General features: G+C 67.2%; 19 protein-coding genes. 10 read left to right on the forward strand and 9 right to left on the reverse strand.

Features of this window, described 5'->3' with window-relative positions; all coding sequences use genetic code 11:
* Positions 1–7: 7 nt before the first annotated feature.
* From fdhF to DOM66_RS09225, 3 genes are read right to left on the reverse strand one after another with little or no spacing between them, the layout of a single operon-like run.
* Complete coding sequence (gene fdhF, locus DOM66_RS09215) at positions 8–2,896, reverse strand: formate dehydrogenase subunit alpha (protein ID WP_110674115.1); 2,889 nt, start codon at positions 2,894–2,896, stop codon at positions 8–10.
* 2 nt (positions 2,897–2,898) lie between these two features.
* A complete protein-coding gene (locus DOM66_RS09220; RefSeq protein WP_110689936.1) occupies positions 2,899–4,455 on the reverse strand; it encodes a formate dehydrogenase beta subunit in 1,557 nt (518 codons plus the stop codon).
* The gene (locus DOM66_RS09225; RefSeq protein WP_110689937.1) at positions 4,455–4,961 is read right to left on the reverse strand and encodes a formate dehydrogenase subunit gamma; all 507 of its coding nucleotides are present in this window, start codon (positions 4,959–4,961) and stop codon (positions 4,455–4,457) included. The genes DOM66_RS09220 and DOM66_RS09225 overlap by 1 nt, the downstream gene beginning before the upstream one ends.
* A gap of 355 nt (positions 4,962–5,316) precedes the next feature.
* On the opposite strand from DOM66_RS09225, the gene DOM66_RS09230 reads away from it, so the two are divergent.
* Positions 5,317–6,390, forward strand: coding sequence for a substrate-binding domain-containing protein (locus DOM66_RS09230; RefSeq protein ID WP_245392403.1), 1,074 nt, complete (start codon positions 5,317–5,319; stop codon positions 6,388–6,390).
* Between the two features lie 108 nt (positions 6,391–6,498).
* Here the strand turns inward: DOM66_RS09230 and DOM66_RS09235 are convergent, their stop codons facing one another.
* Both DOM66_RS09235 and DOM66_RS09240 read right to left on the reverse strand, forming a co-directional pair.
* Positions 6,499–8,154, reverse strand: a complete 1,656-nt coding sequence (locus DOM66_RS09235; RefSeq protein WP_110674120.1) for an OFA family MFS transporter — start codon at positions 8,152–8,154, stop codon at positions 6,499–6,501.
* Between the two features lie 434 nt (positions 8,155–8,588).
* Entirely contained in the window at positions 8,589–9,611 is a 1,023-nt protein-coding gene (locus tag DOM66_RS09240; RefSeq protein ID WP_110674121.1) for an esterase-like activity of phytase family protein, read from the reverse strand.
* A gap of 142 nt (positions 9,612–9,753) precedes the next feature.
* Between DOM66_RS09240 and DOM66_RS09245 the strand changes: the two genes are divergently transcribed.
* On the forward strand, positions 9,754–10,668 hold the full coding sequence (locus DOM66_RS09245; RefSeq protein ID WP_110674122.1) for a DMT family transporter: 915 nt from the start codon (positions 9,754–9,756) through the stop codon (positions 10,666–10,668).
* A gap of 54 nt (positions 10,669–10,722) precedes the next feature.
* On the opposite strand, the gene DOM66_RS09250 is transcribed toward DOM66_RS09245, so the two are convergent.
* The 3 genes from DOM66_RS09250 to DOM66_RS09260 are packed head-to-tail and all read right to left on the reverse strand — an operon-like array spanning position 10,723 to position 13,716.
* A complete protein-coding gene (locus tag DOM66_RS09250) occupies positions 10,723–11,472 on the reverse strand; it encodes an ABC transporter ATP-binding protein (protein ID WP_110674123.1) in 750 nt (249 codons plus the stop codon).
* Entirely contained in the window at positions 11,466–12,569 is a 1,104-nt protein-coding gene (locus DOM66_RS09255; RefSeq protein ID WP_110674124.1) for a FecCD family ABC transporter permease, read from the reverse strand. The genes DOM66_RS09250 and DOM66_RS09255 overlap by 7 nt, the downstream gene beginning before the upstream one ends.
* On the reverse strand, positions 12,559–13,716 hold the full coding sequence (locus tag DOM66_RS09260) for an ABC transporter substrate-binding protein (RefSeq protein ID WP_407071980.1): 1,158 nt from the start codon (positions 13,714–13,716) through the stop codon (positions 12,559–12,561). Before DOM66_RS09260 ends, DOM66_RS09255 begins: the two co-directional genes overlap by 11 nt.
* Before the next feature lie 192 nt (positions 13,717–13,908).
* Between DOM66_RS09260 and dapB the strand changes: the two genes are divergently transcribed.
* The 4 genes from dapB (at position 13,909) to greA (ending at position 20,030) form a co-directional block, all read left to right on the forward strand.
* On the forward strand, positions 13,909–14,730 hold the full coding sequence (dapB, locus tag DOM66_RS09265) for a 4-hydroxy-tetrahydrodipicolinate reductase (protein ID WP_110689939.1): 822 nt from the start codon (positions 13,909–13,911) through the stop codon (positions 14,728–14,730).
* 349 nt (positions 14,731–15,079) lie between these two features.
* Positions 15,080–16,237, forward strand: coding sequence for a glutamine-hydrolyzing carbamoyl-phosphate synthase small subunit (gene carA, locus DOM66_RS09270; protein WP_110689940.1), 1,158 nt, complete (start codon positions 15,080–15,082; stop codon positions 16,235–16,237).
* A 90-nt stretch (positions 16,238–16,327) separates the two neighbouring features.
* Positions 16,328–19,561, forward strand: a complete 3,234-nt coding sequence (gene carB, locus DOM66_RS09275; protein ID WP_110689941.1) for a carbamoyl-phosphate synthase large subunit — start codon at positions 16,328–16,330, stop codon at positions 19,559–19,561.
* The gene (gene greA, locus DOM66_RS09280) at positions 19,554–20,030 is read left to right on the forward strand and encodes a transcription elongation factor GreA (protein WP_110674128.1); all 477 of its coding nucleotides are present in this window, start codon (positions 19,554–19,556) and stop codon (positions 20,028–20,030) included. The genes carB and greA overlap by 8 nt, the downstream gene beginning before the upstream one ends.
* 119 nt (positions 20,031–20,149) lie before the next feature.
* On the opposite strand, the gene yhbY is transcribed toward greA, so the two are convergent.
* The gene (gene yhbY / locus DOM66_RS09285) at positions 20,150–20,476 is read right to left on the reverse strand and encodes a ribosome assembly RNA-binding protein YhbY (RefSeq protein WP_035476168.1); all 327 of its coding nucleotides are present in this window, start codon (positions 20,474–20,476) and stop codon (positions 20,150–20,152) included.
* 276 nt (positions 20,477–20,752) lie between these two features.
* Between yhbY and rlmE the strand changes: the two genes are divergently transcribed.
* The 4 genes from rlmE to glmM all read left to right on the forward strand — a co-directional run bounded on the left by rlmE (position 20,753) and on the right by glmM (position 26,069).
* Positions 20,753–21,412 carry a 23S rRNA (uridine(2552)-2'-O)-methyltransferase RlmE gene (rlmE, locus tag DOM66_RS09290; protein ID WP_110689942.1) on the forward strand — a complete coding sequence of 220 codons (660 nt, stop codon included), beginning with the start codon at positions 20,753–20,755 and terminating at the stop codon, positions 21,410–21,412.
* A gap of 261 nt (positions 21,413–21,673) precedes the next feature.
* Positions 21,674–23,641: an ATP-dependent zinc metalloprotease FtsH gene (gene ftsH / locus DOM66_RS09295; protein ID WP_110674130.1), complete on the forward strand. Its 1,968-nt coding sequence runs from the start codon at positions 21,674–21,676 to the stop codon at positions 23,639–23,641.
* A 180-nt stretch (positions 23,642–23,821) separates the two neighbouring features.
* Positions 23,822–24,691, forward strand: a complete 870-nt coding sequence (gene folP, locus DOM66_RS09300; protein WP_455431018.1) for a dihydropteroate synthase — start codon at positions 23,822–23,824, stop codon at positions 24,689–24,691.
* Positions 24,684–26,069, forward strand: a complete 1,386-nt coding sequence (glmM, locus tag DOM66_RS09305) for a phosphoglucosamine mutase (RefSeq protein WP_110689943.1) — start codon at positions 24,684–24,686, stop codon at positions 26,067–26,069. The genes folP and glmM overlap by 8 nt, the downstream gene beginning before the upstream one ends.
* The last annotated feature ends 39 nt before the right edge of the window (positions 26,070–26,108 follow it).

Genomic DNA, 26,108 nt, shown 5'->3' on the forward strand with positions numbered 1-26,108 from the left:
GCCGCGCTCACTTGAGCGCGGCCGGGGCGTCGTCGGCGGCGGCCAGATAGTGCTGCTGGCGCGCGTCGAAGTGCTGGAAGTGCTGCTGCCACGACGAGGGCTGCGACACCTTCTCCACCTGCACCGCCGTCACCTTGTACTCGGGGCAGTTGGTGGCCCAGTCTGAGTTGTCGGTGGTGATTACGTTGGCCCCGCTGCCAGGGTGGTGGAAGGTGGTGTAGACCACCCCCGGTGCCATGCGCTCGCTGATGCGGCAGCGCAGCACGGTCTGGCCCACGCGGCTGCTGATGCCCAGCCAGTCGCCATCCGCGATACCGCGCAGCTCGGCGTCGCTGGGGTGGATCTCGAGCACGTCCTCGGCATGCCAGGCACTGTTGGCGGTGCGCCGCGTCTGGGCACCGACGTTGTACTGGCTGAGAATGCGCCCGGTGGTCAGCAGCAGCGGGTAGCGCCGGCTGGTGCGCTCCTCGGTGGCGACGTACTCGGTGATCGCGAAGTGCCCCTTGCCGATGGGGAAGTCCAGCGCGTGCATAGTCGGCGTGCCGTCGGGGAAGGCGTCGTTGCAGGGCCACTGGATACTGCCCTGTTTTTCCAGCTTGGCGTAGCTGACGCCGGTGAAGGTCGGCGTGAGGCTGGCGATCTCGTCCATGATCTCGGACGGATGGGTGTAGTGCATGGGGTAACCCAGGGCGTTGGCCAGGTCCTGGGTGACCTCCCAATCCTCCTTGCCGGCCACCGGCGGCATCACCCGGCGCACCCGGTTGATGCGGCGCTCGGCGTTGGTGAAGGTGCCGTTCTTCTCGAGGAAAGTGGCGCCCGGCAACAGCACGTGGGCGTACTTGGCGGTCTCGTTGAGGAAGATGTCCTGCACGATCAGGCAGTCCAGCGCACGCAGGGCCGACTCCACATGCTGGGTGTTGGGGTCCGACTGGGCGATATCCTCGCCCTGGACGTAGAGCGCCTTGAAGGTGCCGGCGATCGCGGCGTCGAACATGTTGGGGATGCGCAACCCCGGCTCGTCGTCCAGCGGGGTGTGCCAGACCGCCTCGAACTTCTCGCGCACCGCCGGATCGGCGACGTGCTGGTAGCCGGGCAGCTCATGCGGGAAGGAGCCCATGTCGCAGGAGCCCTGGACGTTGTTCTGGCCGCGCAGCGGATTGACGCCGACCCCTTCGCGGCCGATGTTGCCGGTGGCCATGGCGAGGTTGGCGATCCCCATCACCATGGTCGAGCCCTGGCTGTGCTCGGTCACGCCGAGGCCGTAATAGATCGCCCCGTTGCCGGCATTGGCGTAGGCGCGGGCGGCTTCTCGAACCCTGGCTGCCGGCACGCCGGTTTCGGCTTCCAGCGCCTCGGGGGCGTTGCGCGGCTCGCTGATGAAGGCGCGCCACTGCTGGTAGGCGTCACCCTCGCAACGACGGGCGATGAAGTCATGATCCTCCAGCCCCTCGGTGACCACCACGTGGGCCAGGGCATTGACCAGTGCCACGTTGGTGCCGGGCTTGAGCGGCAGGTGCAGGCTGGTACCGCCGTGGGGCGTCTTGAGCAGATCGATACGCCGCGGGTCGGCGACGATCAGCGTCGCGCCCTGGCGCAGGCGACGGCGCATCTGCGAGGCGAACACCGGGTGGGCATCGGTGGGGTTGGCCCCGATCACCAGGATGGTGTCGGCTTGCATCACCGAGTCGAAGGTCTGGGTGCCGGCGGATTCTCCCAGGGTGGTCTTCAGCCCGTAGCCGGTGGGCGAGTGGCAGACCCGCGCACAGGTATCGGTGTTGTTGTTGCCGAAGGCGGCGCGGATCAGCTTCTGCACCAGATAGGTCTCCTCGTTGGTGCAGCGCGAGGAGGTGATGCCGCCGACGCTTTCGCGCCCGTACTGGGTCTGGATCTCGCGCAGACGCCGGGCGGCGAAGCCGATCGCCTCTTCCCAGGAGACGGCGCGCCACGGCTGATCGATCGCGTCGCGGATCATCGGCTCCTTGATGCGATCCTTGTGGGTGGCGTAGCCGAAGGCGAAGCGCCCCTTGACGCAGGAGTGGCCGTGATTCGCGTCGCCGCCCTTGTAGGGCACCATGCGCACCAGCTTATCGCCCTTCATCTGCGCCTCGAACGAGCAGCCCACGCCGCAGTAGGCGCAGGTGGTGACCACGCTGTGCTCGGGCACGCCCTGCTCGATCACGCTCTTCTCCATCAGCGTCGAGGTCGGGCAGGCCTGCACGCAGGCGCCACAGGAGACGCACTCGGAGTCCATGAACGGCTCGTTCTGGCCGGCGGCGACCTTGGAGTCGAAGCCGCGCCCCTCGATGGTCAGGGCGAAGGTGCCCTGGACCTCGTTGCAGGCGCGCACGCAGCGCGAGCAGACGATGCACTTGCTCGGGTCGAAGCTGAAGTAGGGGTTGGAGTCGTCGGTTTCGGCGTCGAGATGATTGTCACCCTCGAAGCCGTAGCGCACCTCGCGCAGGCCCACCGCACCGGCCATGTCCTGCAGCTCGCAGTCGCCGTTGGCGGGGCAGGTGAGGCAGTCCAGCGGGTGATCGGAGATGTAGAGCTCCATCACGTTGCGGCGCAGCTTGGCCAGTCGGGCGTTCTGGGTAGTGACCGCCATGCCCTCGGCGACCGGCGTGGTGCAGGAGGCCGGCAGGCCGCGTCGGCCTTCGATCTCCACCGCGCACAGGCGGCACGAGCCGAACGCTTCCAGGTTGTCGGAGGCGCACAGCTTGGGAATGGTGATGCCGGCCAGCGCCGCGGCGCGCAGCACCGAGGTGCCCTCCGGCACGCTGATGCTGTGGCCGTCGATGCTCAGCTCGACCTGGGTCTCGGACAGCCGCGGCGGGGTGCCCAGATCACGGGCGAACTGCGCGGCATGGGTCGCATCGGGTTCGAAATATTGCAACATGCTTACCTCCCGCCTTCGGCCTGGGGCCGGGTCAGGTCATCGGGAAAGTGCTTCATCACGCTCTGCACCGGGAAGGGGGTCATGCCCCCCATGGCGCACAGCGAACCATCCACCATGGTCTCGCACAGATCGGCGAGCAGCACCAGATTGTCGTCGGCCGCGTCGCCGGCGCGGATACGGTCGATCACCTCGACGCCGCGCACGGCGCCAATGCGGCACGGGGTGCACTTGCCGCAGGACTCCACCGCGCAGAACTCCATGGCGAAGCGCGCCTGGGCGCCCATGTCGACGCTGTCGTCGAACATCACCACGCCGCCGTGGCCGACCACGCCACCGAAGGCGGCGAAGGCTTCATAGTCGAGCGGGGTGTCCCACTGGCTCTCCGGCAGATAGGCGCCCAGCGGCCCGCCCACCTGCACCGCCTTGAGCGGGCGGCCGCTACGCGTGCCGCCACCGAAGCTCTCCATCAGCTCGCGCAGGGTGGTGCCGAAGGCCAGCTCGACCAGCCCGCCGCGGGCGACGTTGCCAGCCAGCTGCAGCGCCAGGGTGCCGCGGGACTTACCCATGCCGTAGTCGGCGTAGGCCTGGCCGCCCTGGTCGAGAATGAACGGTACGGCGGCCAGCGAGAGCACGTTGTTGACCACGGTGGGCTGGCCGAACAGGCCCTCGATCGCCGGTAGCGGCGGTTTGGCGCGCACCAGCCCGCGCTTGCCCTCCAGGCTCTCCAGCAGCGAGGTCTCCTCGCCGCAGATATAGGCACCGGCGCCCAGGCGCACTTCGAGATGGAAGGCCTGGCCGCTGTCGAGGATGTCGTCGCCCAGATAGCCGGCCGCCTCGGCGCGAAGGATCGCCTCGTCGAGCATCGCCTGGGCCAGCGGATACTCCGAGCGCAGATAGATATAGCCCTGGGTGGCTCCCACGGCGAGCCCGGCGATGGTCATGCCCTCGATCAGCATGAAGGGGTCGCACTCCATCACCAGACGGTCGGCGAAGGTGCCGGAGTCGCCTTCGTCGGCATTGCAGACGATGTACTTCTGCGCCGCCGGGGTGTCGTGCACCGTTTGCCACTTGATGCCGGTGGGGAAGGCCGCACCGCCACGCCCGCGCAGCCCCGAGGCCTTGACCTCGTCGACGATACCCTGGGGCGCCAGCGTCAGCGCCTGCTTCAGGCCGGCGAAGCCTTGCCGTGCGGTGTAATCCTCGAGCGACAGCGGGTCGGTCAGACCGATACGCGAGAAGGTCAGGCGCTGCTGGCGTGCCAGATAGGGGTGCACCTCGATGTCGCCGAGGGCCAGGTCGTGCTCCTGCCGGCCTTCGAACAGGCCGGCGTCGACCAGAGCGTCGACGTCGGTGGGCGCCACCGGACCATAGGCCACCCGGCCCGCCGCGGTCTCGACCTCCACCAGCGGCTCCAGCCAGAAGAGCCCGCGGGAGCCGTTGCGCTTGAGCTGGATCGCCACGCCCAGACGCTCGGCGGCCCGCGTCAGGCGTGCCGCCACGGCGTCGGCGCCGAGGGAGCGGGCGGTGGTGTCGCAGGGCACATAGATCGTGGTCGTCATCACTTCACCTCCACCACGGTGGCGCTGAGCTGGGCCGTCAGGCGGTCGAAGCCGGCGGCGTCCATGCGCCCGTGGATCTCGTCGTCGACCCGCAGCGACGGCCCGCAGGCACAGTTGCCGAGGCAGTAGACCGGCTCCAGGGTGAATTCGCGATCCGCCGTAGTCTCATGATAGTCGACCCCCAGCGCGGACTTGACGTGGCCTTCCAGCGCCCGCGCGCCCACCGCCTGGCAGGCCTCGGCGCGGCACACCTGGATCACGTGGCGCCCCGGTGGATGCGTGCGGAAATGGTGATAGAAGCTGATGATGCCGTGCACTTCGGCGCGGGTATGGCGCAGTGCCTCGGCGATCATGGGTACGGCGGCGTCGGGGATATAGCCGTGCTGCGCCTGGATGGCGTGCAACAATGGCAGCATGGCCCCGGGGCGCGCGGCGTGCTGGTCGATCACGGCCTGGAGCTGCGCCGCCAGCGCCGTATCGGCGGGCTGCGGAGTGGGATGTGACATGGCCTGTTTCTCATCGAGTCGGTGGCTGGTCGGGTGCATGGCCTGCCGCGATCGGTGCTTGTCAGGAGCCCGCGTCAGTCCATCGTCTTGGAAATCACTGCCTCAATGCCTGCACCCGCGAAGGGCTGCGTTGCGCGGTACTGGTGCGCCAGCCCGGTCGAGAACTCGCCTAACAACCTGTTATGTCTCGTTCTCTGCGTGCCGTGCGCCTTGCCTTTCATCGCGTTCGGCGACTGATGCAGCGCTTCCCTTATATGAAATATTGTTCTTAACTGATTTAAGTGGATGCCGCTGAAGCCCAAACTAGCACTCCCATCGAGCGCGCAAAATATGAACGAAAATGCTTAGAAAAAAGTTGAATATCACCCCCGCATGGCTGTTTCGCAGCGACGAGGGCGAGCTGCTCGACCCGGTGCTGTTCGCACTGCTGGCGGATCTGCGCGAGAGCGGCAAGCTCACCCATGCGGCGCAGGCCGCAGGGATCTCCTATCGCCACGCCTGGAATCTGCTCAATCGCGCCGAAAACTTTTTCGGCATGGCGCTGGTGGACATGCGCAAGGGGCACGGCACCGGGCTGTCGCCGCTGGGTGAGACGCTGCTGTGGTCCGAGCAGCGGGTCAAGGCGCGCCTGGGGCCCCAGATCGACAGCATGGCCTCGGAGCTCAATCATCAGCTGCAGCAGCTGGTCGCGGGCGCCCACCCGGTACTGCGCCTGCACGCCACCCACGGCTACGCCGTGGCGCTGCTGCCGGGCTTCGCCGGTGAACTCGACCTGCGCTACTGCCAGCCGGAAGAGGCGCTGAGTGCACTGGAGCGTGGCGACTGCGACCTGGCCAGCTTTCACCTGCCCACCTCGCCGCGCCTGGCGGCACAGGTGATGGAGGCCTATCGCCCGGCGCTGGCGCGGCAGCGGTTGCGGGTGATCCGTTTCGTCACCCGGCGCCAGGGGCTGATCCTGCGTCGCGGCGAGCGCGAGCGGATCACCGGGCTGACCGACCTGACCCGCCCCGGCGAGCGCTTCATCAATCGCGACGTCCACTCGGGCACGCGGCTGCTGTTCAGGCTGCTGCTGGCCGAGGCGGGGATTGCCGAAGCGCAGATCCAGGGGGCCGAGCAGGAGGAGTTCACCCACACCGCGGTGGCGGCCTACGTCGCCTCCGGCATGGCCGATGTCGGTTTCGGCCTCGAGGCTGCGGCGGCGCAGTTCGGGCTCGATTTCCTGGGGCTGGCCAGCGAGCACTATCTGCTGGTGTGTCCCGAGGAGCGTCTGCGACGTCACAACATCCAGGAGCTGCTGGCGTTCATGAGTTCGGCGCCGTTTCGCACCCGGCTGGAGGCGCTCACCGGCTATGCACCGGATCGCTGCGGTGAGGTGCAGACCTTCGAGGCGCTGCTGGCGGAGGATGGGGCGGACGAGGGCGACGCCTGAGCGCTACCTGAAACGCCAAAGGCGCCCGTGGAGGGCGCCTTTGGTTAGGGCGGTACCCGCGCCGGCGCACGCCCTCGGTACGCCGGAACGGGTGGGTGAAGCGCTGCCTCAGAACAGTGCGGCGGCCTTGGCCAGGGCGATGTAGAGCCCGATCAGGAACGGCACACCGACGCCCAGCCAGGCGAGCACGCCGCCGATGCCGAAGCTGCCACGAGCGGCGGTCTCGGCGTTGGCGGCGACGGTGTCTTCCTTCTGCAGCGCGCGCTCGCGGGCCAGCTCCTCGTCGCTCATCTGCTGCTCCGGCTTGACCGGCTTGACCAGGGCGTTGCAGATCAGGCCCAGGAACAGCAGGCCGGCCATGATGTAGAGCGTGCGGTCGTAGACCAGGCTGGCCTCGACGCCGGCATCGAGCTGGGCCTGACGCAGCGCGGCGATGATCAGCGGGCCGACCAGGCCGGCAGCGGTCCAGGCGGTGAGCAGGCGGCCGTGAATGGCGCCGACCATCTGGGTGCCGAAGATATCGGCGAGATAGGCCGGCACCGTGGCGAAGCCGCCGCCGTACATGCTCAGGATGACGCAGATCGAGATCACGAACAGCCCGGCCATGCCCAGGTGGCCCCACATCGGCAGCAGGCAGTACATCACGATGCCGATGATGAAGAAGCAGTAGTAGGTATTCTTGCGCCCGATCTTGTCCGACAGCGAGGCCCAGAACAGGCGTCCGACGCTGTTGAACAGGCTGATCAGACCCACCAGGCCGGCGGCGGCGGCCACCACGGCGGCTTTCTGTGCGGCGCTGAGCACCGCGTCGCGGTCATCCAGACCCACCAGGGCGCCGCCGAAGACATCCTGCAGCATGGGGCTGGCCATCGAGATCACCGCGATCCCGGCGGTCACGTTGAGGAACAGCACGCCCCAGATCAGCCAGAACTGCTTGGTCTTCCAGGCGGTGTTCAGGTGCACGTGGCCGTGGGCGATCATGGCGTTGGCATTCGATTTCTGCGGCGGCACCCAGCCGGCCGGCTTCCAGCCATTGGGCGGTACGCGGAAACCGATGGCGCCGCAGGCCATGACGATGGCGTAGATCACGCCCATGGTGATCAGGGTCATGGCCACACCGGTGCCGCCGTCGCCGGCGTAGTGCTTCATCAGCACCACTGCCAGCGGCGCGCCGACCATGGCGCCGCCGCCATAGCCCATGATGGCGAAGCCGGTGGCCATGCCGCGACGGTCCGGGAACCACTTGATCAGGGTCGAGACCGGGGTGATATAGCCCAGCCCCTGGCCGATGCCGCCGAGCACGCCGCAGCCGAGATAGATCAGCCACAGCTGATGCTGCATGACCCCGATGCCGCCGACGATCAGGCCGCCGCCCCAGCAAGCCGCGGCGATACAGCCGGCCTTGCGCGGGCCGGCATGCTCGAGCCAGGCGCCCCAGATCGCCGCGGAGACACCGAGCATGGCAATGAAGATGCCGAAGACATAGGTGACCTGGGCCACGCTCCAGTTACAGCTGGTGGTGGTCAGTGCCTGCAACAGGCCGAGATTGCTGCAACTGGCCGGGGCGTCGGCGATCTGCTGGCTCATCGGCAGCCAGAACACCGAGAAGCCATAGGCCATGCCGATACACAGGTGAATGGCCAGTGCCGCGGTCGGCACCAGCCAGCGGTTGAAATTGGGGCCCGCGATGGTGCGTTCGCGGGAGAAGAACCCCGCACCGGCACTGCCGCTGGCGCCCTGGGCGGCTTGGTTGATCCCACTCATGCTCGATCCTCTTTTCGTTTTTCGTATTGTCGGCGCTGACGCGGTGGCCGGATGGCATCCGCGTGCACTACATCGGCCGCGGGCGGGCCGTCTTGAGGAAGTCATTGCCTATGAAAAGCTGTGCCTATCAGGTCGCAGACAGTCATGGAAGACGTCGTGCGCAGGATCGAATCTAGTCGGGGTGGCTGGCAACTAGCGGAAATTATTATGCACGGGCATGCATAGGGGCAGGCGTGGGGTGGGCGTGCGTACAGGAACGGGGGAGAAGTGATGGGTAGAGGAGAGGCGTAGAAGAGAGGCGTAGAAGAGAGGCGTAGAAGAGAGGCGTAGAAGAGAGGCGTAGAAGAGAGGCGTAGAGAGAGGCGCGCGTCCCGGCGGCTCGCCGCGTGCCGTTGCCACGCCTGGCAGCGGTGGGACAGCGCGCGGGGGCGCGCTCAGGGCCCGGTGTCCGGGGTGACCACGGCGAAGCAGGTCAGCAGGGTGCGCTGCATCAGGCTGAAATTGTCGTCGCTCACCATCAGGTAGCGCTGGCCCCCGAGGCGAGTCAGCCCTTCGAAGTTGTCCACCGACCAGCCGTCGCCGTTGGCCAGCCGGGCCAGATCGGTGACCGTGACGCTGCCGTCACTGGCGAGATGGGCGCGGCGCAGCCGTATCACCAGTGAGGCCGGCGGGGTGAAGGCGCGCTCTAGGGTGAGCAGGTCGCCGTCGAGGGTCTCCAGGGCGGTCAGCGCGGCGTGGGGATCGTCGCTGAGCGGGTAGCGCCAGGTGTGCTGGCCGTCGAGGGTGAACAGCCGGGTCAGCTTGGGGGGCCAGCCCGCCGGCGGCTCCTCGATACCCCCGATCAGGCCGTGATCGGGAGTATCGGTCAGCGCCTCGAGGCCACCGTTGGCGTTGACGTCGGCTAGCGCCGCGGGGCGGTGGGGCGGCTCGCTGGCCAGCCCCGAGGGGTAGAAACGCTGCCAGCGGGCGTCGCCTGTGTCGTCTCCCGTCGCCGCGGCGCCTTCGAAGCCGATGACCAGCTGGGTATTGCCGCGAATGCCGTCGTCGGCGTGGATCAGCGCCAGCGCCTCGGCATCGCTGCGGCGGCTTTTGAGAATCGCGCCGTTGACGTCGCGCAGCGGATAGGTGTCGAGCGGTTCGTAGCCGCGCAGTTCGCCGCTGCCGCTGAAGTTGAGCCGGGCGCGGTGCAGCCAGCCGCGGTCGGAGATCAGGAACAGCAGCGATTCGTCGGCATCCCAGCCGAGGTCGGAGAGCCCGCCCACCGGGGTGCCATCCTGCCATTTGCCGGGCAGCGCCAGGGTGCCGCACCAGCGGATGTTGGGGGTGCTCGCGAGCAACGCGTCGGGTGCCAGGGCGGTGCGTTGCGGGGTGGCGCTGCAGCCGCCCAGCCCCAGTGCGGCGAGGGTCAGCAGGGCGATGGGGGCGAGCGGGGAGCGAGAGCGGAAACGCGCGGACATGACGGCTCCGATGATCAGGGGACTGTCTTACTCTAGCCCAAGGCCGTGCGGGTCGTTGCCCCGGCGAGGCGAGACGCTCCCGGGTATAATGGCGCCCGCTCGCCGAAGCCGAATCATCCTGCCCCCAAGGAGGCACCTTTCCATGCAAGACACCACGGACCGGCCGCTGGCCGGCATTCTGCTGCGGCTGCTATCGGGGCTGCTGTTCGCCGGCATGCTGGTCTGCGTCAAGGCGGTCAGCGACGAGGTGCCGCTGGGGCAGACCGTGTTCTTTCGCTCCGCCTTCGCACTGCTGCCGATCGTGCTCTTCATGCTGTGGCGGCGCGAGTTCCCGCGCGCCCTGGCCACCCGGCGGCCGCTCGGCCATCTGCTGCGCTCGGGGCTGGGGGCGGCGGCAATGTTCGCCTCCTTCGCGGCGGTGGCGCGGCTGCCGGTGGCGGAGGCGACCCTGCTGGCCCAGCTGGCGCCGGTGGCCCTGGCACTGGGCGGAATCCTGCTGCTGGGCGAACGCCTCACCCGCCACCGCCTGGCGGCGCTGACACTGGTGCTGGTCGGGGTGGGGGTGCTGATCCTGCCCGAACTGCGCGGCGGCCCGACCCCGGCGCGGATCACCGGTTACGCCTTGGGCATCGGCGCCGCCCTGCTCACGGCCGGGGCGCTGCTCACGGTGCGGCGCATCTCGCGCACCGAGACGCCCGCCTCGATCGCGTTCTACTTCGTGCTGGTGACCACCCTGGCGGGGCTGGCGACCGCTGCCCTGGGCTGGGTCACGGTGGCCTGGCCGACGCTGCTGCTGCTGGTGCTGGCGGGGCTGTTCGGCGGCGCGGCGCATATCTGCATGACGCTGGCGCTGCGCATGACCGAGGTATCCAAGCTGGCGCCGTTCGAATACGTGGCGCTGATCTGGCCGCTGCTGGCGGATCTGTGGCTGTTCGGGCAGCCGCTCTCCAGCGGTTTCGTGCTGGCCCTGCCGCTGGTGCTGGGGGGCGCCATGCTGGCGGCGCTGGAGGGGCGTCGGTTGGGATGGAGACGGCGGCGGCTTGGCGCCAGTGACTAGCGCGCCGGGTGCAGGGATATGGGGGCTTCACCGCCAGCCCTGACCAGGGCGTCGCTAGATGGCGGCTTCGACGATCAACTGCGGTCTCCCCTGGGAGCAGGGCTCGATGCGTGCCTCGACCTGGAAGGTGCGGCGCAGCATCTGCGGTGTCACCACCTGTTCGCAGGGCCCGCAATCGACCAGCCGCCCGCTCTCGATCACCAGCGCCTGATCGGCGAAACGCAGGGCGTGGCCGAGATCGTGGAGCGCGGCGATGATCAGCATGTTCCGCTCCTGCGCCAGCCGGCGCAGGATGCTGAGCAGGCTGATCTGGCGGTGGAGGTCGAGCGCCGAGGTGGGCTCGTCGAGCAGCAGGATGTCGGGGGACTGCACCAGCGCCTGGGCTGCGCCCACCAGCTGCCGCTGGCCGCCGCTCAGATTGCCGATGTCGCGCCCGGCCAGGGTGTCGATGCCGAGCGCCGCCAGCGCTTTGTCGACCTCCTTGAGGTCGGCATCCGCCACCTTGAGGCGGCGCCCCTGCATGCGTGCCAGCAGGACCGCCTCGTAGACCGTCAGCACGGCGGTGGCGCCGTTGTCCTGGGGCATGTAGGCGACCGGACGCTCACTGCTGGTGCCCGTGATGCGTACCTCGCCATCCCCCTCGAGCAGCCCCAGGATGCGCCGGAACAGGGTCGACTTGCCCGCCGCGTTGGGGCCGAGCAGCGCCACTACCTGGCCACCGTGCAGCGGCGGGGTGGAGATATCGTCGAGGATCTGGCGGCGGCCGTAGCGCGCCGAGAGGCGGTCGAGCGTCAGCGTTACCATGCGTTCTTCTTGTGGTTGAGGATCAAGAACAGGAAAAACGGAATCCCCACCAGCGAGGTGATGATGCCGATCGGAATGATGGTGCCGGGGATGATCACCTTCGACAGCACCGAGCCCACCGACAGCATCAGTGCCCCGCACAGCGCCGAACCGGGCAGGAAGAAGCGCTGATCCTCACCCAGCAGCAGACGCGCGATGTGCGGCCCGACCAGCCCGACGAAGCCGATGGTGCCGACGAAGGAGACGGCGATCGCGGCCAGCAGCGAGACCATGATCAGCACCTCCAGACGCAGCGCCCGCGGCTTGACGCCCAGGCTCTCGGCCTTGGCATCGCCCAGGCGCATGGCGGTCAGTGCCCAGCCGTGGCGGGCCAGCAGCGGTACCACCACCGCGAGCACGGCGAAGGCGATGCCGAGCTTGGGCCAGGTCGCCTTGGTCAGGCTGCCCATGGTCCAGAACACCACTGCGGAGACCGCCTGCTGGCTGGCGAAGAACTGGATCAGTGCCATCAGCGAGTTGAAGATGAACACCATGGCGATGCCCAGCAGCACGATGGTCTCGATCGTCACCCCGCGGCGCATGCTCAGGAAGTGGATCGCCAGCGCGGTCAGCATCGCCATGATGAAGGCGTTGAGCGGGATCGCGTAGTCGACCAGTGCCGGCACCAGGGTCACCCCGAAGGCCAGCGCCAGCGCGGCGCCGAAACTGGCGCCGGCGGAGATGCCGAGGGTGAAGGGGCTGGCCAGCGGATTGCTGAGGATGGTCTGCATCTGGGCGCCGGCGATCGACAAGCTGGCGCCCACCACCAGCGCCATCAGCGCCACTGGCATGCGGATCTGCCACAGGATCACCCGCAGCGAATCCTCCACCGAGCCGGGGGTGAAGAGCGCCGCGATCACCTGGTCGAGGCCGAAGCGCGCCGGGCCCAGGGCGAGGTCGACGCACAGACTGGCGAACAGCGCCAGGGCCAGCGCGGCCAGGATCAGTTGGCGCCGCAGCACCAGCCGGCGATAGAGGTTGGCGTCCTCGGCCGCGGCCGGCGCGAAGGCGACCGGACGCGGCGGCTCGGCGCTCGCGCGGGAACTCTCACTCGTCATGCAGGGATACCCAGTAGCCGGGGGCGTAGTCCACCGGCAGGAAGCGCTGATGCAGCTCGCGCAGGGTGGCCTCGGGATCGAGATCGGCGAACAGCTCCGGGTGGAACCACTTGGCCAGCTGCTGCACCGCCACGAAGTAGTAGGGGCTGTTGTAGAACTGGTGCCAGATGGCGTGGACCTGGCCGGTCTTCACCGCCTCGATGCCGGTCATGGCGGTGCGGTGGGTCAGTTGCTCGAGCTTGGCCCGGGCCTTCTGCATGTCCGCCCCCGGGCCCACGCCGACCCAGTTGCCGCCGGGCACGTAGGCGCCCCAGTTGCCGCCGGTGACCACCACCTGATCGGGGTTGGCGGCGATGATCTGCTCCGGATTGAGGGTGCCGAAGGTCGACGGGATGATGCCGTCGGCGATGTTGTGGCCGCCGGCGAGCTCGACGTACTCGCCGAAGTTGCCGGGACCGAAGCTCATGCAGCAGTCGTCGGAGTAGCCGCCGGCGCGATCGATGAACACCTTGGGTCGCGCCGGATCGGCGGCGGCGATCTTGTCGGTGACCCGGGCCAGCTGCGCCTCGGCGAAATCGATGAAGGCGTCGGCGCGCTGGGTGTCGCCGAGCAGGCGCCCCATCAGACGCATCGAGGGGATGGTGTGCGCGAGCGGTTTCTCGCGGAAATCGACATAGACGATCGGGATGCCCAGCGCGGCCAGCTTGGTGTCGTAGCCGGCGTCCTCGGTGGCGGCCTTGGCCTCGAGGTTCATCAGCACCACGTCGGGGTGCAGGCTGGCGGCCTGCTCGACGTCGAAGGTGCCATCCTTGAAGCCGCCGAAGGTGGGGATCTGCTTCATCTCGGGAAACTTGGCGGCGTAGGCGGCGTAGTTGTCCGGGTCGGCCTCGGCGAGGTCGTGGCGCCAGCCCACCACGTGGGCGAACGGGTTGTCGGGCTCGAGCGCGGCGAGCAGATAGATCTGGCGCCCCTCACCCAAGATGACGCGCTGTACCGGCGCCTCGACGGTCACCTGACGGCCGGCGATGTCGGTCACCGTGATCGGGTCGGCCCAGGCGCTGGAGGCGCCGCCGAGGGCGAGGGTGATGACGGCGAGACGAACGAGCCTCGCGGCGTATCCGGCGAAGAGGGAACGTGGCTGAGTCACGGCGAGATCCGGCAGAGTGGCGAATGGGTTAGTTACGCATGATTCTTATTTGCGAAAGGAGGCTAGTATGTCGCAGTGATTCCGGGGCGTCCAGCGCTGCACCCAGGCTTGCCGGGGGCTGCCGACAGGCGTCGCGCGGGCCCCGGCGGCAGTTGTTATACTGCCGCGACTTACCCTACCGCTGGAGATTGCATGTCTTCTCACGCCCCCCGTATCGCCATTGTCGGCGCCGCCGGCCGCATGGGCCGCAATCTGGTCAGTGCCGTGCAGCAGGATGACGGGGCCAGTCTGGCCGGCGGCAGCGTCTCCACCGGCAGCTCGCTGGTCGGCGCAGACCTGGGTGAACTCGCCGGCATCGGCCGCCTGGGCGTGGCTGCCACGGATGACCTGGCCGCCATCGCCGACGACTTCGATGTGCTGATCGACTTCACCTCGCCCGCCACCACCCTGGCCAATCTCGCTTTCTGCGCCGAGCACGGCAAGGCGATCGTGATCGGCACCACCGGCCTCGACGAGGCCCAACTGGCCGAACTCGATGGCTATCGCGAGCGGGTGGCGATGGTCTTTGCACCCAACATGAGCGTCGGCGTCAACCTGACCCTCAATCTGCTTGCCACCGCCGCTCGCGCGCTGGGCGACGAGGGCTACGACATCGAGGTGATCGAGGCCCACCATCGCCACAAGGTCGATGCGCCTTCGGGCACCGCGCTGAGGATGGGCGAGGTGATGGCCGATGCCCTGGCGCGTCCGCTCAAGGAGTACGGCGTGTTCGAGCGGGTCGGCCAGTGCGGGCCGCGCACCGACAAGGAGATCGGCTTCGCCACCGTGCGTGCCGGCGATATCGTCGGTGAGCACACGGTGATGTTCGCCACCGAAGGTGAGCGCATCGAGATCACCCACAAGGCCTCCAGCCGCATGACCTTCGCCAAGGGCGCGGTACGCGCGGCGCGCTGGCTCGCACCGCGCGATGTCGGGCGCTACGACATGCAGGATGTGCTCGGCCTCAAGGCCTGAGTGCGCTGACGCCGGCGCTTACCGCCAAGGTGGCATTGACTCCGGGGGTAGAGCCGGCGGCCGCTTTCCGGTATCATCGCGCCAATTTGGCCGGGCGAACGCCGCAGCGAGAGAGCAGCCGCAGGCAATGCAGTCGATGAGCACGTCGACCAGGATAGCGTCGATCAGGACAAGCAAGCGGGATGGAACCGGTTTTCCGGATTTCGTCCCGCTTTTTTACGACCTGGCTTTGCCCGACGACCTGACTGCGTGCCCCGCGACCTCGCGCTTGGCGACGGCCGGCAGACCCTAGGGCAGGGGGTGTCGTTCCCTTGCCATTCGTTGGTGACCCGCTGAGGAGGATGAGGCCTTGAATAGACCTGCGATACTGGCGCTCGAAGATGGCAGTGTATTCCACGGCACTGCGCTGGGTGCCGACGGGCAGACCAGCGGCGAGGTGGTGTTCAACACCGCCATGACCGGCTATCAGGAAATCCTCACCGACCCCTCCTATACCCGCCAGATCGTCACGCTGACCTACCCGCACATCGGCAATACCGGCATCAATCGCGAGGACGTCGAGTCCGGCGCGATCGCGGCGGCCGGGCTGGTGATCCGCGATCTACCGCTGCTGGCCAGCAACTTCCGCAGCGAGCAGAGCCTCTCCGACTACCTCGCCGCCAATGGCGTGCTCGGCATCGCCGATATCGACACCCGCCGCCTGACCCGGCTGCTGCGCAGCAAGGGCTCGCTCAACGGCGCCATCCTGGCGGGCACCGAGGCCACCGGCGACGACGCGGTGGCGCGGGCGCTGGCCGCGGCGCGGGCATTCCCCGGGCTCAAGGGCATGGATCTGGCCAAGGTGGTGTCGTGCCGCGAGACCTATGAGTGGCACGAAGGCGAGTGGGCGCTGGGGCAGGGCTATGCCGACACCGCCCAGGACCCGCGTCCGTATCACGTGGTGGCCTACGACTATGGCGTCAAGCGCAACATCCTGCGCATGCTCGCCTCGCGCGGCTGCCGCCTGACCGTGGTGCCGGCGCAGACGCCGGCCGGCGAGGTGCTGGCGATGAGCCCCGACGGCGTGTTCCTGGCCAATGGCCCCGGTGACCCGGAGCCGTGCGACTACGCCATCACCGCCATCCGCGAGATCCTGGAGAGCGGGATTCCGGTGTTCGGCATCTGTCTCGGTCACCAGCTACTGGCGCTCGCCGCCGGTGCGCGCACGCTCAAGATGAACCACGGCCACCACGGCGCCAACCACCCGGTGCAGGATCTCGACAGCGGTCATGTCATGATCACCAGCCAGAACCACGGGTTCGCGGTGGACGAGTCGAGCCTGCCGGACAACGTGCGTGCGATCCATCGCTCGCTGTTCGACGGCACCCTGCAGGGCATCGAGCTCAGCGACCGGCCGGCCTTCAGCTTCCAGGGTCACCCGGAAGCGAGCCCCGGACCGCAGGACGTGGCGCCGCTGTTCGATCGCTTCGTGTCGATGATGCAGCAGCATCAGCAGGGCGCTGCGTAAGGCGCCGGCGCGAACGGCCAGCAGCGGGATTTGACTCTTTCAGGGCCGGCGGCCGCCGCCGGCACCACCTTATTCGACGAGTGTTAGCGCATGCCAAAACGTACGGATCTCGACAGCATTCTGATCATCGGCGCCGGCCCCATCGTCATCGGGCAGGCGTGCGAATTCGACTACTCCGGGGCCCAGGCCTGTAAGGCGCTGCGCGAAGAGGGCTACCGCGTCATCCTGGTCAACTCCAACCCGGCCACCATCATGACCGACCCGGTGATGGCCGACGCCACCTATATCGAGCCGATCACCTGGCAGGCGGTGGAGAAGATCATCGAGCGCGAGCGCCCCTCGGCGATCCTGCCGACCATGGGCGGACAGACCGCGCTCAACTGTGCGCTGGACCTGGACAAGCACGGCGTGCTGGAGAAGCACGGCGTGGAGATGATCGGTGCCAACGCCGATGCCATCAACAAGGCCGAAGATCGCGATCTGTTCGACAAGGCGATGAAGAACATCGGCCTGGAGTGCCCCAAGGCCAAGGTCGCCCACACCATGGACGAGGCGTGGGAGATCCAGGGCGAGCTGGGCTTCCCGGTGATCATCCGTCCCTCCTACACCATGGGCGGCTCCGGCGGCGGCGTGGCCTACAACAAGGAGGAGTTCGAGGAGATCTGCGGTCGCGGGTTCGAGCTCTCCAACAACCACGAGCTGCTGATCGACGAATCCTTGCTGGGGTGGAAGGAGTACGAGATGGAGGTCGTTCGTGACAAGAACGACAACTGCATCATCGTCTGCGCGATCGAGAACTTCGACCCCATGGGCGTGCACACCGGCGACTCCATCACCGTGGCCCCGGCGCAGACGCTGACCGACAAGGAGTACCAGATCATGCGTAACGCATCGCTTGCGGTGCTGCGCGAGATCGGCGTCGAGACCGGCGGCTCCAACGTCCAGTTCGGCGTCGATCCGAACACCGGGCGCATGGTGGTGATCGAGATGAACCCGCGGGTGTCGCGCTCCTCGGCGCTGGCCTCCAAGGCCACCGGCTTCCCGATCGCCAAGATCGCCGCCAAGCTGGCGGTGGGTTACACCCTGGACGAGCTGCAGAACGACATCACCGGCGGTGCCACGCCGGCCTCCTTCGAGCCGTCGATCGACTACGTGGTCACCAAGATCCCGCGTTTCACCTTCGAGAAGTTCCCCCAGGCCAACGACCGGTTGACCACCCAGATGAAGTCGGTGGGTGAGGTGATGGCGATCGGCCGCACCTTCCAGGAGTCGATGCAGAAAGCGCTGCGCGGCCTGGAGATCGGTGTCGACGGGCTCGATCCCAAGGTCACCGACTTCGGCCCCGAGAACATGGCGCTGATCCAAGGCGAGCTGCAGGCCGCCGGCGCCGACCGTATCTTCTACGTCGCCGACGCCATGCGCAGTGGCATGAGCGTGGACGAGGTGTTCGCGCTGACCAACATCGACCGCTGGTTCCTGGTCCAGCTCGAGGAGCTGGTGCGTCTGGAAGGTGAGGTGGCCAAGCGTGCGCTGCACGACTTCGATGCCGACGAGCTGTTCCGGCTCAAGCGCAAGGGCTTCTCCGACGCGCGTCTGGCGGCCCTGCTGGGCGTGGCCGAGAGCGAGGTTCGCACACGGCGCCACCAGCTCGATATTCGCCCGGTCTACAAGCGCGTCGACACCTGTGCCGCCGAGTTCGCTTCGAGCACCGCTTACATGTACTCCACTTACGAAGAGGAGTGCGAGGCCGAGCCCTCCAGCCGCCAGAAGATCATGGTGCTCGGTGGTGGTCCCAACCGGATCGGCCAGGGCATCGAGTTCGACTACTGCTGCGTCCACGCCGCCCTCGCCATGCGCGAAGACGGCTATGAGACGATCATGGTCAACTGCAACCCGGAGACCGTCTCCACCGACTACGACACCTCGGATCGCCTCTACTTCGAGCCGGTGACCCTGGAGGACGTGCTCGAGATCGCCGACAAGGAGCAGCCGGTCGGGGTGATCGTGCAGTTCGGCGGCCAGACCCCGCTGAAGCTGGCCCGGGCCCTGGAAGCCGCCGGCGTGCCGATCATCGGCACCACGCCCGATGCGATCGATCGCGCCGAGGACCGCGAACGCTTCCAGCAGATGATCGACAAGCTGGGTCTCAAGCAGCCGCCCAACGCCACCGCGCGCAGCTTCGAGGACGCCTTCGCCAAGGCCGAGAAGATCGGCTACCCGCTGGTGGTGCGTCCCAGCTACGTGCTCGGCGGCCGGGCGATGGAGATCGTCTACTCGGCCGAGGAGCTGGAGCGCTACATGACCCATGCGGTCAAGGTCTCCAACGACTCGCCGGTGCTGCTCGACCACTTCCTCAAGGCCGCGGTGGAGATCGACATCGACGCCGTCTCCGACGGCGAACAGGTGGTGATCGGCGGCATCATGCAGCACATCGAACAGGCCGGCGTGCACTCCGGTGACTCCGCCTGCTCGCTGCCGCCCTACTCGTTGCCCGCCGACGTCCAGGACGCGATGCGCGATCAGGTCAAGCAGATGGCGGTCGAGCTCAACGTGGTCGGGCTGATGAACGTGCAGCTGGCGTGGCAGGATGGCGAGATCTACGTCATCGAGGTCAACCCGCGCGCCTCGCGCACGGTGCCGTTCGTCTCCAAGTGCATCGGCACCTCGCTGGCCCAGGTAGCGGCACGCTGCATGGCTGGCAAGACGCTGGCGGCGCAGAACTTCACCCGCGAGATCATTCCGGGTTACTACAGCGTCAAGGAAGCGGTCTTCCCGTTCAACAAGTTCCCCGGCGTCGATCCGATCCTGTCGCCGGAGATGAAGTCCACCGGTGAGGTGATGGGCAGCGGTACCACCTTTGCCGAGGCCTTCTACAAGGCACAGCTGGGCGCGGGAGAAGCGATTCCCAAGCTCAGCGGCGAGCGCAAGGCATTTCTGTCGGTGCGTGAGCCGGACAAGCAGGGTGTTATCGAGGTTGCCCAATCTCTGCTAGCCTTGGGCTTCGATCTCGTGGCGACCCGTGGCACGGCCCAGGCTCTGGAGCAGGCTGGGCTGACGGTCGCCGTCGTCAACAAGGTTTATGAAGGCCGTCCGCATATCGTCGATCTGCTCAAGAACGACGAGATCGCCTATATCGTGAACACCACGGAAGGCCGTCAGGCGATCAATGATTCCTCGGTCATCCGGCGTACCGCACTGGCGCGCAAGGTTCCCTATGCCACGACGCTGGCAGGGGCGCGTGCCGTCTGCATGGCGCTGGAGTATGGCAACGAGATCACGGTGCGGCGGCTTCAGGAACAGCATGCAGGAGCAGTCAATGAATAAGGTCCCGATGACCGTCCACGGCGAGCAGTCGCTGCGCGAAGAGCTCAACCATCTCAAGGGCGAGGAGCGCCCACGGGTGATCGCGGCGATCGCCGAGGCGCGCGAGCATGGCGATCTCAAGGAGAACGCCGAGTACCATGCCGCGCGCGAGCAGCAGGGCTTCATCGAAGGGCGCATCCAGGAGATCGAGGGCAAGCTCTCCAACGCCCAGGTGATCGACGTGGCCAAGATGCCGCGCACCGGCAAGGTGATCTTCGGGGTCACCGTGGATCTGCTCAACCTGGAAACCGACGAAGAGGTGCGTTACCGCATCGTCGGTGAGGACGAGGCCAACATCAAGGCGGGCAAGATCTCGGTCACCTCCCCGATCGCCCGGGCCTTGATCGGCAAGAGCGAAGGCGATGTGGTCAACGTGCGTACGCCGGGTGGCGATGTGGAGTATGAGATCTCGGGCGTCGAGCATATCTGATCGCACGCGCGCCGCTGCGCGTCGGTCAAGTGGCGTTGAAAGCGAAAGAAGCCGCGACACTGTCGCGGCTTCTTTTTGTGCTGAAGTACGCTGCTTTTTGCGGCCCGCGGATGTCAGGCTCAGTGGCGGCCGTGATGGTTCTCGGCGCGGGCGATGTTGGAGAGTTTGGGGTTGGCCTTGGGGTTGTGGCGGTAGAGCAGCGCCACCTTGCCCAGACTCTGGACCAGCTCTGCGCCGGAGACCGCGACCAGCTCCTCGATCATCGCCTGGCGATCCTCGCGCTCGGGGATCGCCAGCTTGACCTTGATCAGCTCGTGGTCGCGCAGGGCGCGCTCGAGTTCCTGCTGGGCGCCTTCGCCGAGACCGTTCTCGCTCACGGTGACGACCGGCTGGAGATGGTGGCCGATGCTGCGAAAGGCTTTCTTTTGTGCCGATGACAAGCTCATGGTAACCTGACCGTTGGACTTCACTAATAAGATTTAGCGGTGCTGCAATCGGTCCCACCACCGCACTGTCGAAACGCGCATGGTACGGGTTTCGGCAGCGCCAGGAAAGGCGGCAGGCGCCAAAGCACCCTGTGACACGGCCGATTCCGGCGTGTATCCGGCCGCCTCGCCGGCTTCTCCCCCTTGGTTTTGTGGTCTGGCAGCATCCAGCGGCCCCGTTCCGGCGGCCGATTCCCGTTTCGTTCCATCATTTTCCGTATCCGCAGGTGGCCATTCGTGACCCGCTCCTCGACCCCAGGCAAGACCGGCGCCGCGACGCGGCAGAGCAAGAGCAGTGCCGGCTGGCTCAAAGAGCACTTCGACGACCGTTACGTGCAGCAGTCGTGGAAGGATGGCTATCGTTCGCGGGCCAGCTACAAGCTGCTCGAGCTCGACCAGCGCGATGCGCTGCTGCGTCCGGGAATGGGGGTGATCGACCTGGGTGCGGCGCCGGGCGGCTGGAGCCAGGTGGCGGCGGAGAAGGTCGGCCCCGAAGGCGTGGTGATCGCCTCCGATATCCTCGAGATGGATGCGCTGGCCGGCGTCAGCTTCATCCAGGGCGACTTCACCGAAGAGAGTGTGCTCGAGGCGATTCTGGCCGAGCTCGGGGAGCGCCCCGTCGACCTAGTGCTGTCGGATATGGCGCCCAATATGAGCGGTATGGCGGCGATCGACCAGCCGCAGGCGATGTATCTGGTCGAGCTGGCGCTCGACCTGGCTCGGCAGACGCTCTCGCCGGGTGGCAACTTCCTGGCCAAGGTGTTCCAGGGAGAGGGCTTCGATGACTACCTGCGCGAGCTGCGCGCCAGCTTCACCAAGGTGGTCACGCGCAAGCCGGAGGCGTCGCGGGCCCGGTCACGTGAAGTCTATCTGCTGGCCCAGGGGTTCAAGGGCTAGCTCGAGCGTGAGGCCGAGGTGCGAAAGACCGGTCGGTGTTCGAGAGATCGGCGTTCGACAGATAGGGTAGTTTCGAAGCGCAACACATTTCAGGGCCGGTTCGGCGCGGCGTTCGCCGCTTCGGAGGGCCGATACATGATGTCTACTTGGCCGACTTTCGCGCGGACACGGCTTGCAAGCATGGCCGCGAGCCCCCATCTGAGGTAGGGTCGAGAGCATGGCAGACGCAGGCGGCGAGATTCGTACTATGAGGGTGGTGTCTTGAACGACATGGCGAAGAATCTAATTCTCTGGTTGGTCATCGCAGCCGTGCTGCTGACGGTGTTCAACAATTTCAGCGTGGATAGCTCGCCGCATACGATGAGCTACTCCCAATTCGTGGAGCAGGTGCAGAAAGATCAGGTGCGCAGCGTGACCATCGATGGCTACACCATCAGTGGTGAGCGCAGCGACGGCACCCAGTTCCAGACCATCCGTCCGGCTGCGCAGGATCCCAAGCTGATGGATGACCTGCTGTCGCACAAGGTCACCGTGGTCGGCAAGAAGCCGGAAGAGCAGAGCCTGTGGACGCGGCTGCTGATCGCCAGCTTCCCGATTCTGCTGATCCTGGCGATCTTCTTCTTCTTCATGCGCCAGATGCAGGGCGGCGGCAGCGGTCGCGGCGGCCCCATGAGCTTCGGCAAGTCCAAGGCCAAGCTGCTCAGCCAGGACCAGATCAAGAGCACCTTCGCCGACGTCGCCGGTTGCGACGAGGCCAAGGAAGAAGTGGTCGAGCTGGTCGACTTCCTCAAGGACCCCTCCAAGTTCCAGCGCCTGGGTGGTCAGATCCCCCGCGGCGTGCTGATGGTGGGGCCGCCCGGGACGGGCAAGACGCTGCTGGCCAAGGCGATCGCCGGCGAGGCCAAGGTGCCGTTCTTCTCCATTTCCGGCTCCGACTTCGTCGAGATGTTCGTGGGTGTCGGCGCCTCGCGCGTGCGTGACATGTTCGAGCAGGCCAAGAAGCAGGCGCCCTGCATCATCTTCATCGACGAGATCGACGCCGTCGGCCGCCATCGCGGCTCCGGCATGGGCGGCGGTCACGACGAGCGTGAGCAGACCCTCAACCAGCTGCTGGTCGAGATGGACGGCTTCGAGGCCAACGACGGCATCATCGTGATCGCCGCCACCAACCGCCCCGACGTGCTCGACCCGGCGCTGCTGCGCCCGGGGCGCTTCGACCGCCAGGTCACCGTGCCGCTGCCGGACATCCGTGGGCGTGAGCACATCCTCAACGTGCACCTGCGCAAGGTGCCGATGGGCGATGGCGTGAAGTCGAGCCTGATCGCACGTGGCACACCGGGCTTCTCGGGCGCCGATCTGGCCAACCTGGTCAACGAGGCGGCACTGTTCGCGGCGCGCCGCAATCGTCGCACCGTGGGCATGGAGGAGCTTGAGCTGGCCAAGGACAAGATCATGATGGGCGCCGAGCGGCGTTCGATGGTGATGTCCGAGAAAGAGAAGCTCAACACCGCCTATCACGAGTCCGGGCACGCCATCATCGGCCTGCTGATGCCGGAGCACGATCCGGTCTACAAGGTCACCATCATTCCGCGCGGTCGTGCGCTGGGGGTGACCATGTTCCTGCCGCTGGAAGATCGCTACAGCTATTCGCGGCAGCAGATCATCAGCCAGATCTGTTCGCTGTTCGGTGGGCGCATCGCCGAGGAGATGACGCTGGGCCCCAACGGTGTCACCACCGGTGCCTCCAACGACATCAAGCGAGCGACCGAGCTGGCCCACAGCATGGTGGCCAAGTGGGGCCTGTCCGACGAGATGGGGCCGCTGATGTACGACGAGGACGAATCGCACCAGTTCCTCGGTGGGCCGGGCCAGGGTGGCGGCAAGCTCAACTCGGGCGAGACCTCGACGCGTCTCGACAAGGAGATCCGCCGCATCATCGACGAGTGCTATGCCACGGCAGAGAAGATCCTTTCGGACAACCGCGACAAGCTGGACCTGATGGCCGAAGCGCTGATGCAGTACGAGACCATCGATGCCGATCAGCTCAAGGACATCATGGAAGGGCGCAAGCCGCGTCCGCCGAAGGACTGGGACGACCAGGGGCCGAGCACCGGCACCGGCGAGCCGGTCAGCAGCGCCGAGGCGCAGCCGGACGAGGACGAGCCCAAGGACGAGGAGCCGGGCAACCGGCGCCCCTCCGATCCGCTGGGCGGGCCCGCCGGCTCCTGAGCCGGTCGCGGCTGACGACGTTCCACTCACAGCAGGGCGCCGATACGGCGCCCTGTTGCGTTATCGGCCCCGCGAATGCGCCAGGGCCGTGGCGCTTGCGTCCGGCGGCGGTGCTGCTTAGAGTGACTCTCTTTTTTCGAGTCATTCCCTTTTTTCCCGCTTCTTGGCGAGCCGAGGCCCATGACGGAAACGCCCCACGCCGGATCGATGCTGCGCTGCGGCAAGCACCTCCTCGACCTCACCCGTCCCCGCGTGATGGGGATTCTCAACGTCACTCCGGATTCGTTCTCCGATGGCGGCCGTCATCAACGCCTCGACGACGCCCGGCGCCATGCCGAGCGCATGCTCGCCGAAGGCGCCGATATCATCGATGTCGGTGGCGAGTCGACCCGACCCGGGGCGCAACCGGTGGCGCTCGACGCCGAGCGCGAGCGGGTGCTGCCGGTGGTCGAAATGTTGACCCGCGAGTTCGACGCCCTGGTCTCGGTGGATACCAGTGCGCCGCAGATCATCACCGAGGCGGCGCGGGCCGGAGCAGGGCTGATCAACGACGTGCGCGCGCTGACCCGCGACGGTGCTCTCGCCGCGGCGGCGCAGAGCGCGCTTCCGGTGTGCCTGATGCACATGCAGGGCGAGCCTCAGACCATGCAGCAGGCGCCGCACTATGCCGAGCCGATCGAGGCGGCGGTGATCGATTTCTTGCGCCAGCGCGTCGCTGCCTGCGAGCAGGCGGGCATCCCGCGGGCGCGGCTGCTGCTCGACCCGGGCTTCGGTTTCGCCAAGACACTGGAACACAATCTTCAACTGCTCAACCGGCTGAGCGCCCTCGACGCGCTCGACCTGCCGCTGCTGGTGGGGATGTCGCGCAAGCGCATGATCGGCGAGGCGCTGGGACGCGAGGTCAGTCAGCGTCTCCCCGGTGGGCTGGCGCTGGCGGTGATGGCGCTCGAGCGCGGCGCGCGGATCCTGCGCGTGCACGACGTCGCCCCCACGCGTGACGCGATCGACATGGCTTGGGCAGTACTGCAGGAGCGAGTGGAAAATGAGTAGACGCTATTTTGGTACCGACGGCATTCGCGGCACGGTTGGCGAGGCGCCGATCACCGCCGATTTCATTCTCAAGCTGGGCTGGGCCATGGGGCGCGTGCTGGCGCGCCGGGTCGCCGACCAGCAGACGCGGCAAAAATCCCACCAGGTGCCGCGGCCCAAGGTGGTGATCGGCAAGGACACGCGTATCTCGGGCTACATGTTCGAGTCGGCGCTGGAGGCCGGGCTGTCGGCGGCGGGGGCGGATGTCTCGCTGCTGGGGCCGATGCCCACGCCGGGGATCGCTTACCTGACGCGGACCTTCCGCGCCGACGCCGGCATCGTCATCTCGGCCTCGCACAATCCCTATCAGGACAACGGCATCAAGTTCTTCTCGGCGGAGGGGCTCAAGCTCGCCGATGCGGTCGAGCTGGAGATCGAGGCCGAGCTCGACAAACCGCTCGAGACCATGGCGCCCCATCGTCTGGGGCGTGCGGTGCGCATCAACGATGCCGCCGGGCGCTACATCGAGTTCTGCAAGTCGACGGTGCCCAATCGGCTCGAGCTGCACGGCCTGCGCATCGTGCTCGACTGCGCCCATGGCGCGACCTATCACATCGCGCCCAATGTCTTCCGCGAGCTGGGCGCCGATGTCAGCGTGATCGGGGCCGAGCCGGATGGCCTCAACATCAACAGTGGCGTCGGCTCGACCCATCCCGAGCGTTTACAGACGGCGGTACGCGAGCGCGAAGCGGACCTCGGTATCGCCTTCGACGGGGATGGCGATCGCGTGCTGCTGGTCGGTGCCGACGGTACCCTGGTCGACGGCGACGAGATTCTCTATATCATTGCCCGCGATCTGCACGCCCGCGACAAGCTGCGTGGCGGCGTGGTGGGGACGCTGATGAGCAACTTCGGCCTGGCCGCGGCCTTCGAGCGCCAGGGGATTCCATTCGAGCGTGCCAAGGTCGGCGACCGCTATGTCACCGAACGCCTGCTGGCCAACGACTGGCTGCTGGGGGGAGAATCCTCCGGGCACATCCTCTGTCGTCACGTGCAGACCACCGGCGACGGCATCGTCTCGGCGCTGCAGGTGCTCGCGGTGATGGTGCGCGAAAGTGCTACCCTGTCTCAGCTGCTGGAAGGCTTCGAAAAGGCGCCCCAGGCGCTGGTCAACGTGCGTCTGCCCAGCGGTAGCGATGCCAAGGCGCTGCTGGAGAGCCCCGAGCTGCACCAGAGCGTGGCGGCGGTGGAGCAGGAGCTCGGCGATGGCGGCCGGGTGCTGCTGCGTCCCTCTGGCACCGAACCGCTGATTCGGGTGATGGTGGAGGGGCGTCCGCGCTTCGACGTTGCGGCGATGGCCGGGCGGATCGCAGCGAGCGTCGAGAATCTGATCACGTGAGGCGGCAGGGGCGAGGGGCGCGAGTTCTCTTGTTGTCTT

Source organism: Salinicola endophyticus, assembly GCF_003206575.1.
In the GTDB taxonomy this organism is placed as follows: domain Bacteria; phylum Pseudomonadota; class Gammaproteobacteria; order Pseudomonadales; family Halomonadaceae; genus Salinicola; species Salinicola endophyticus.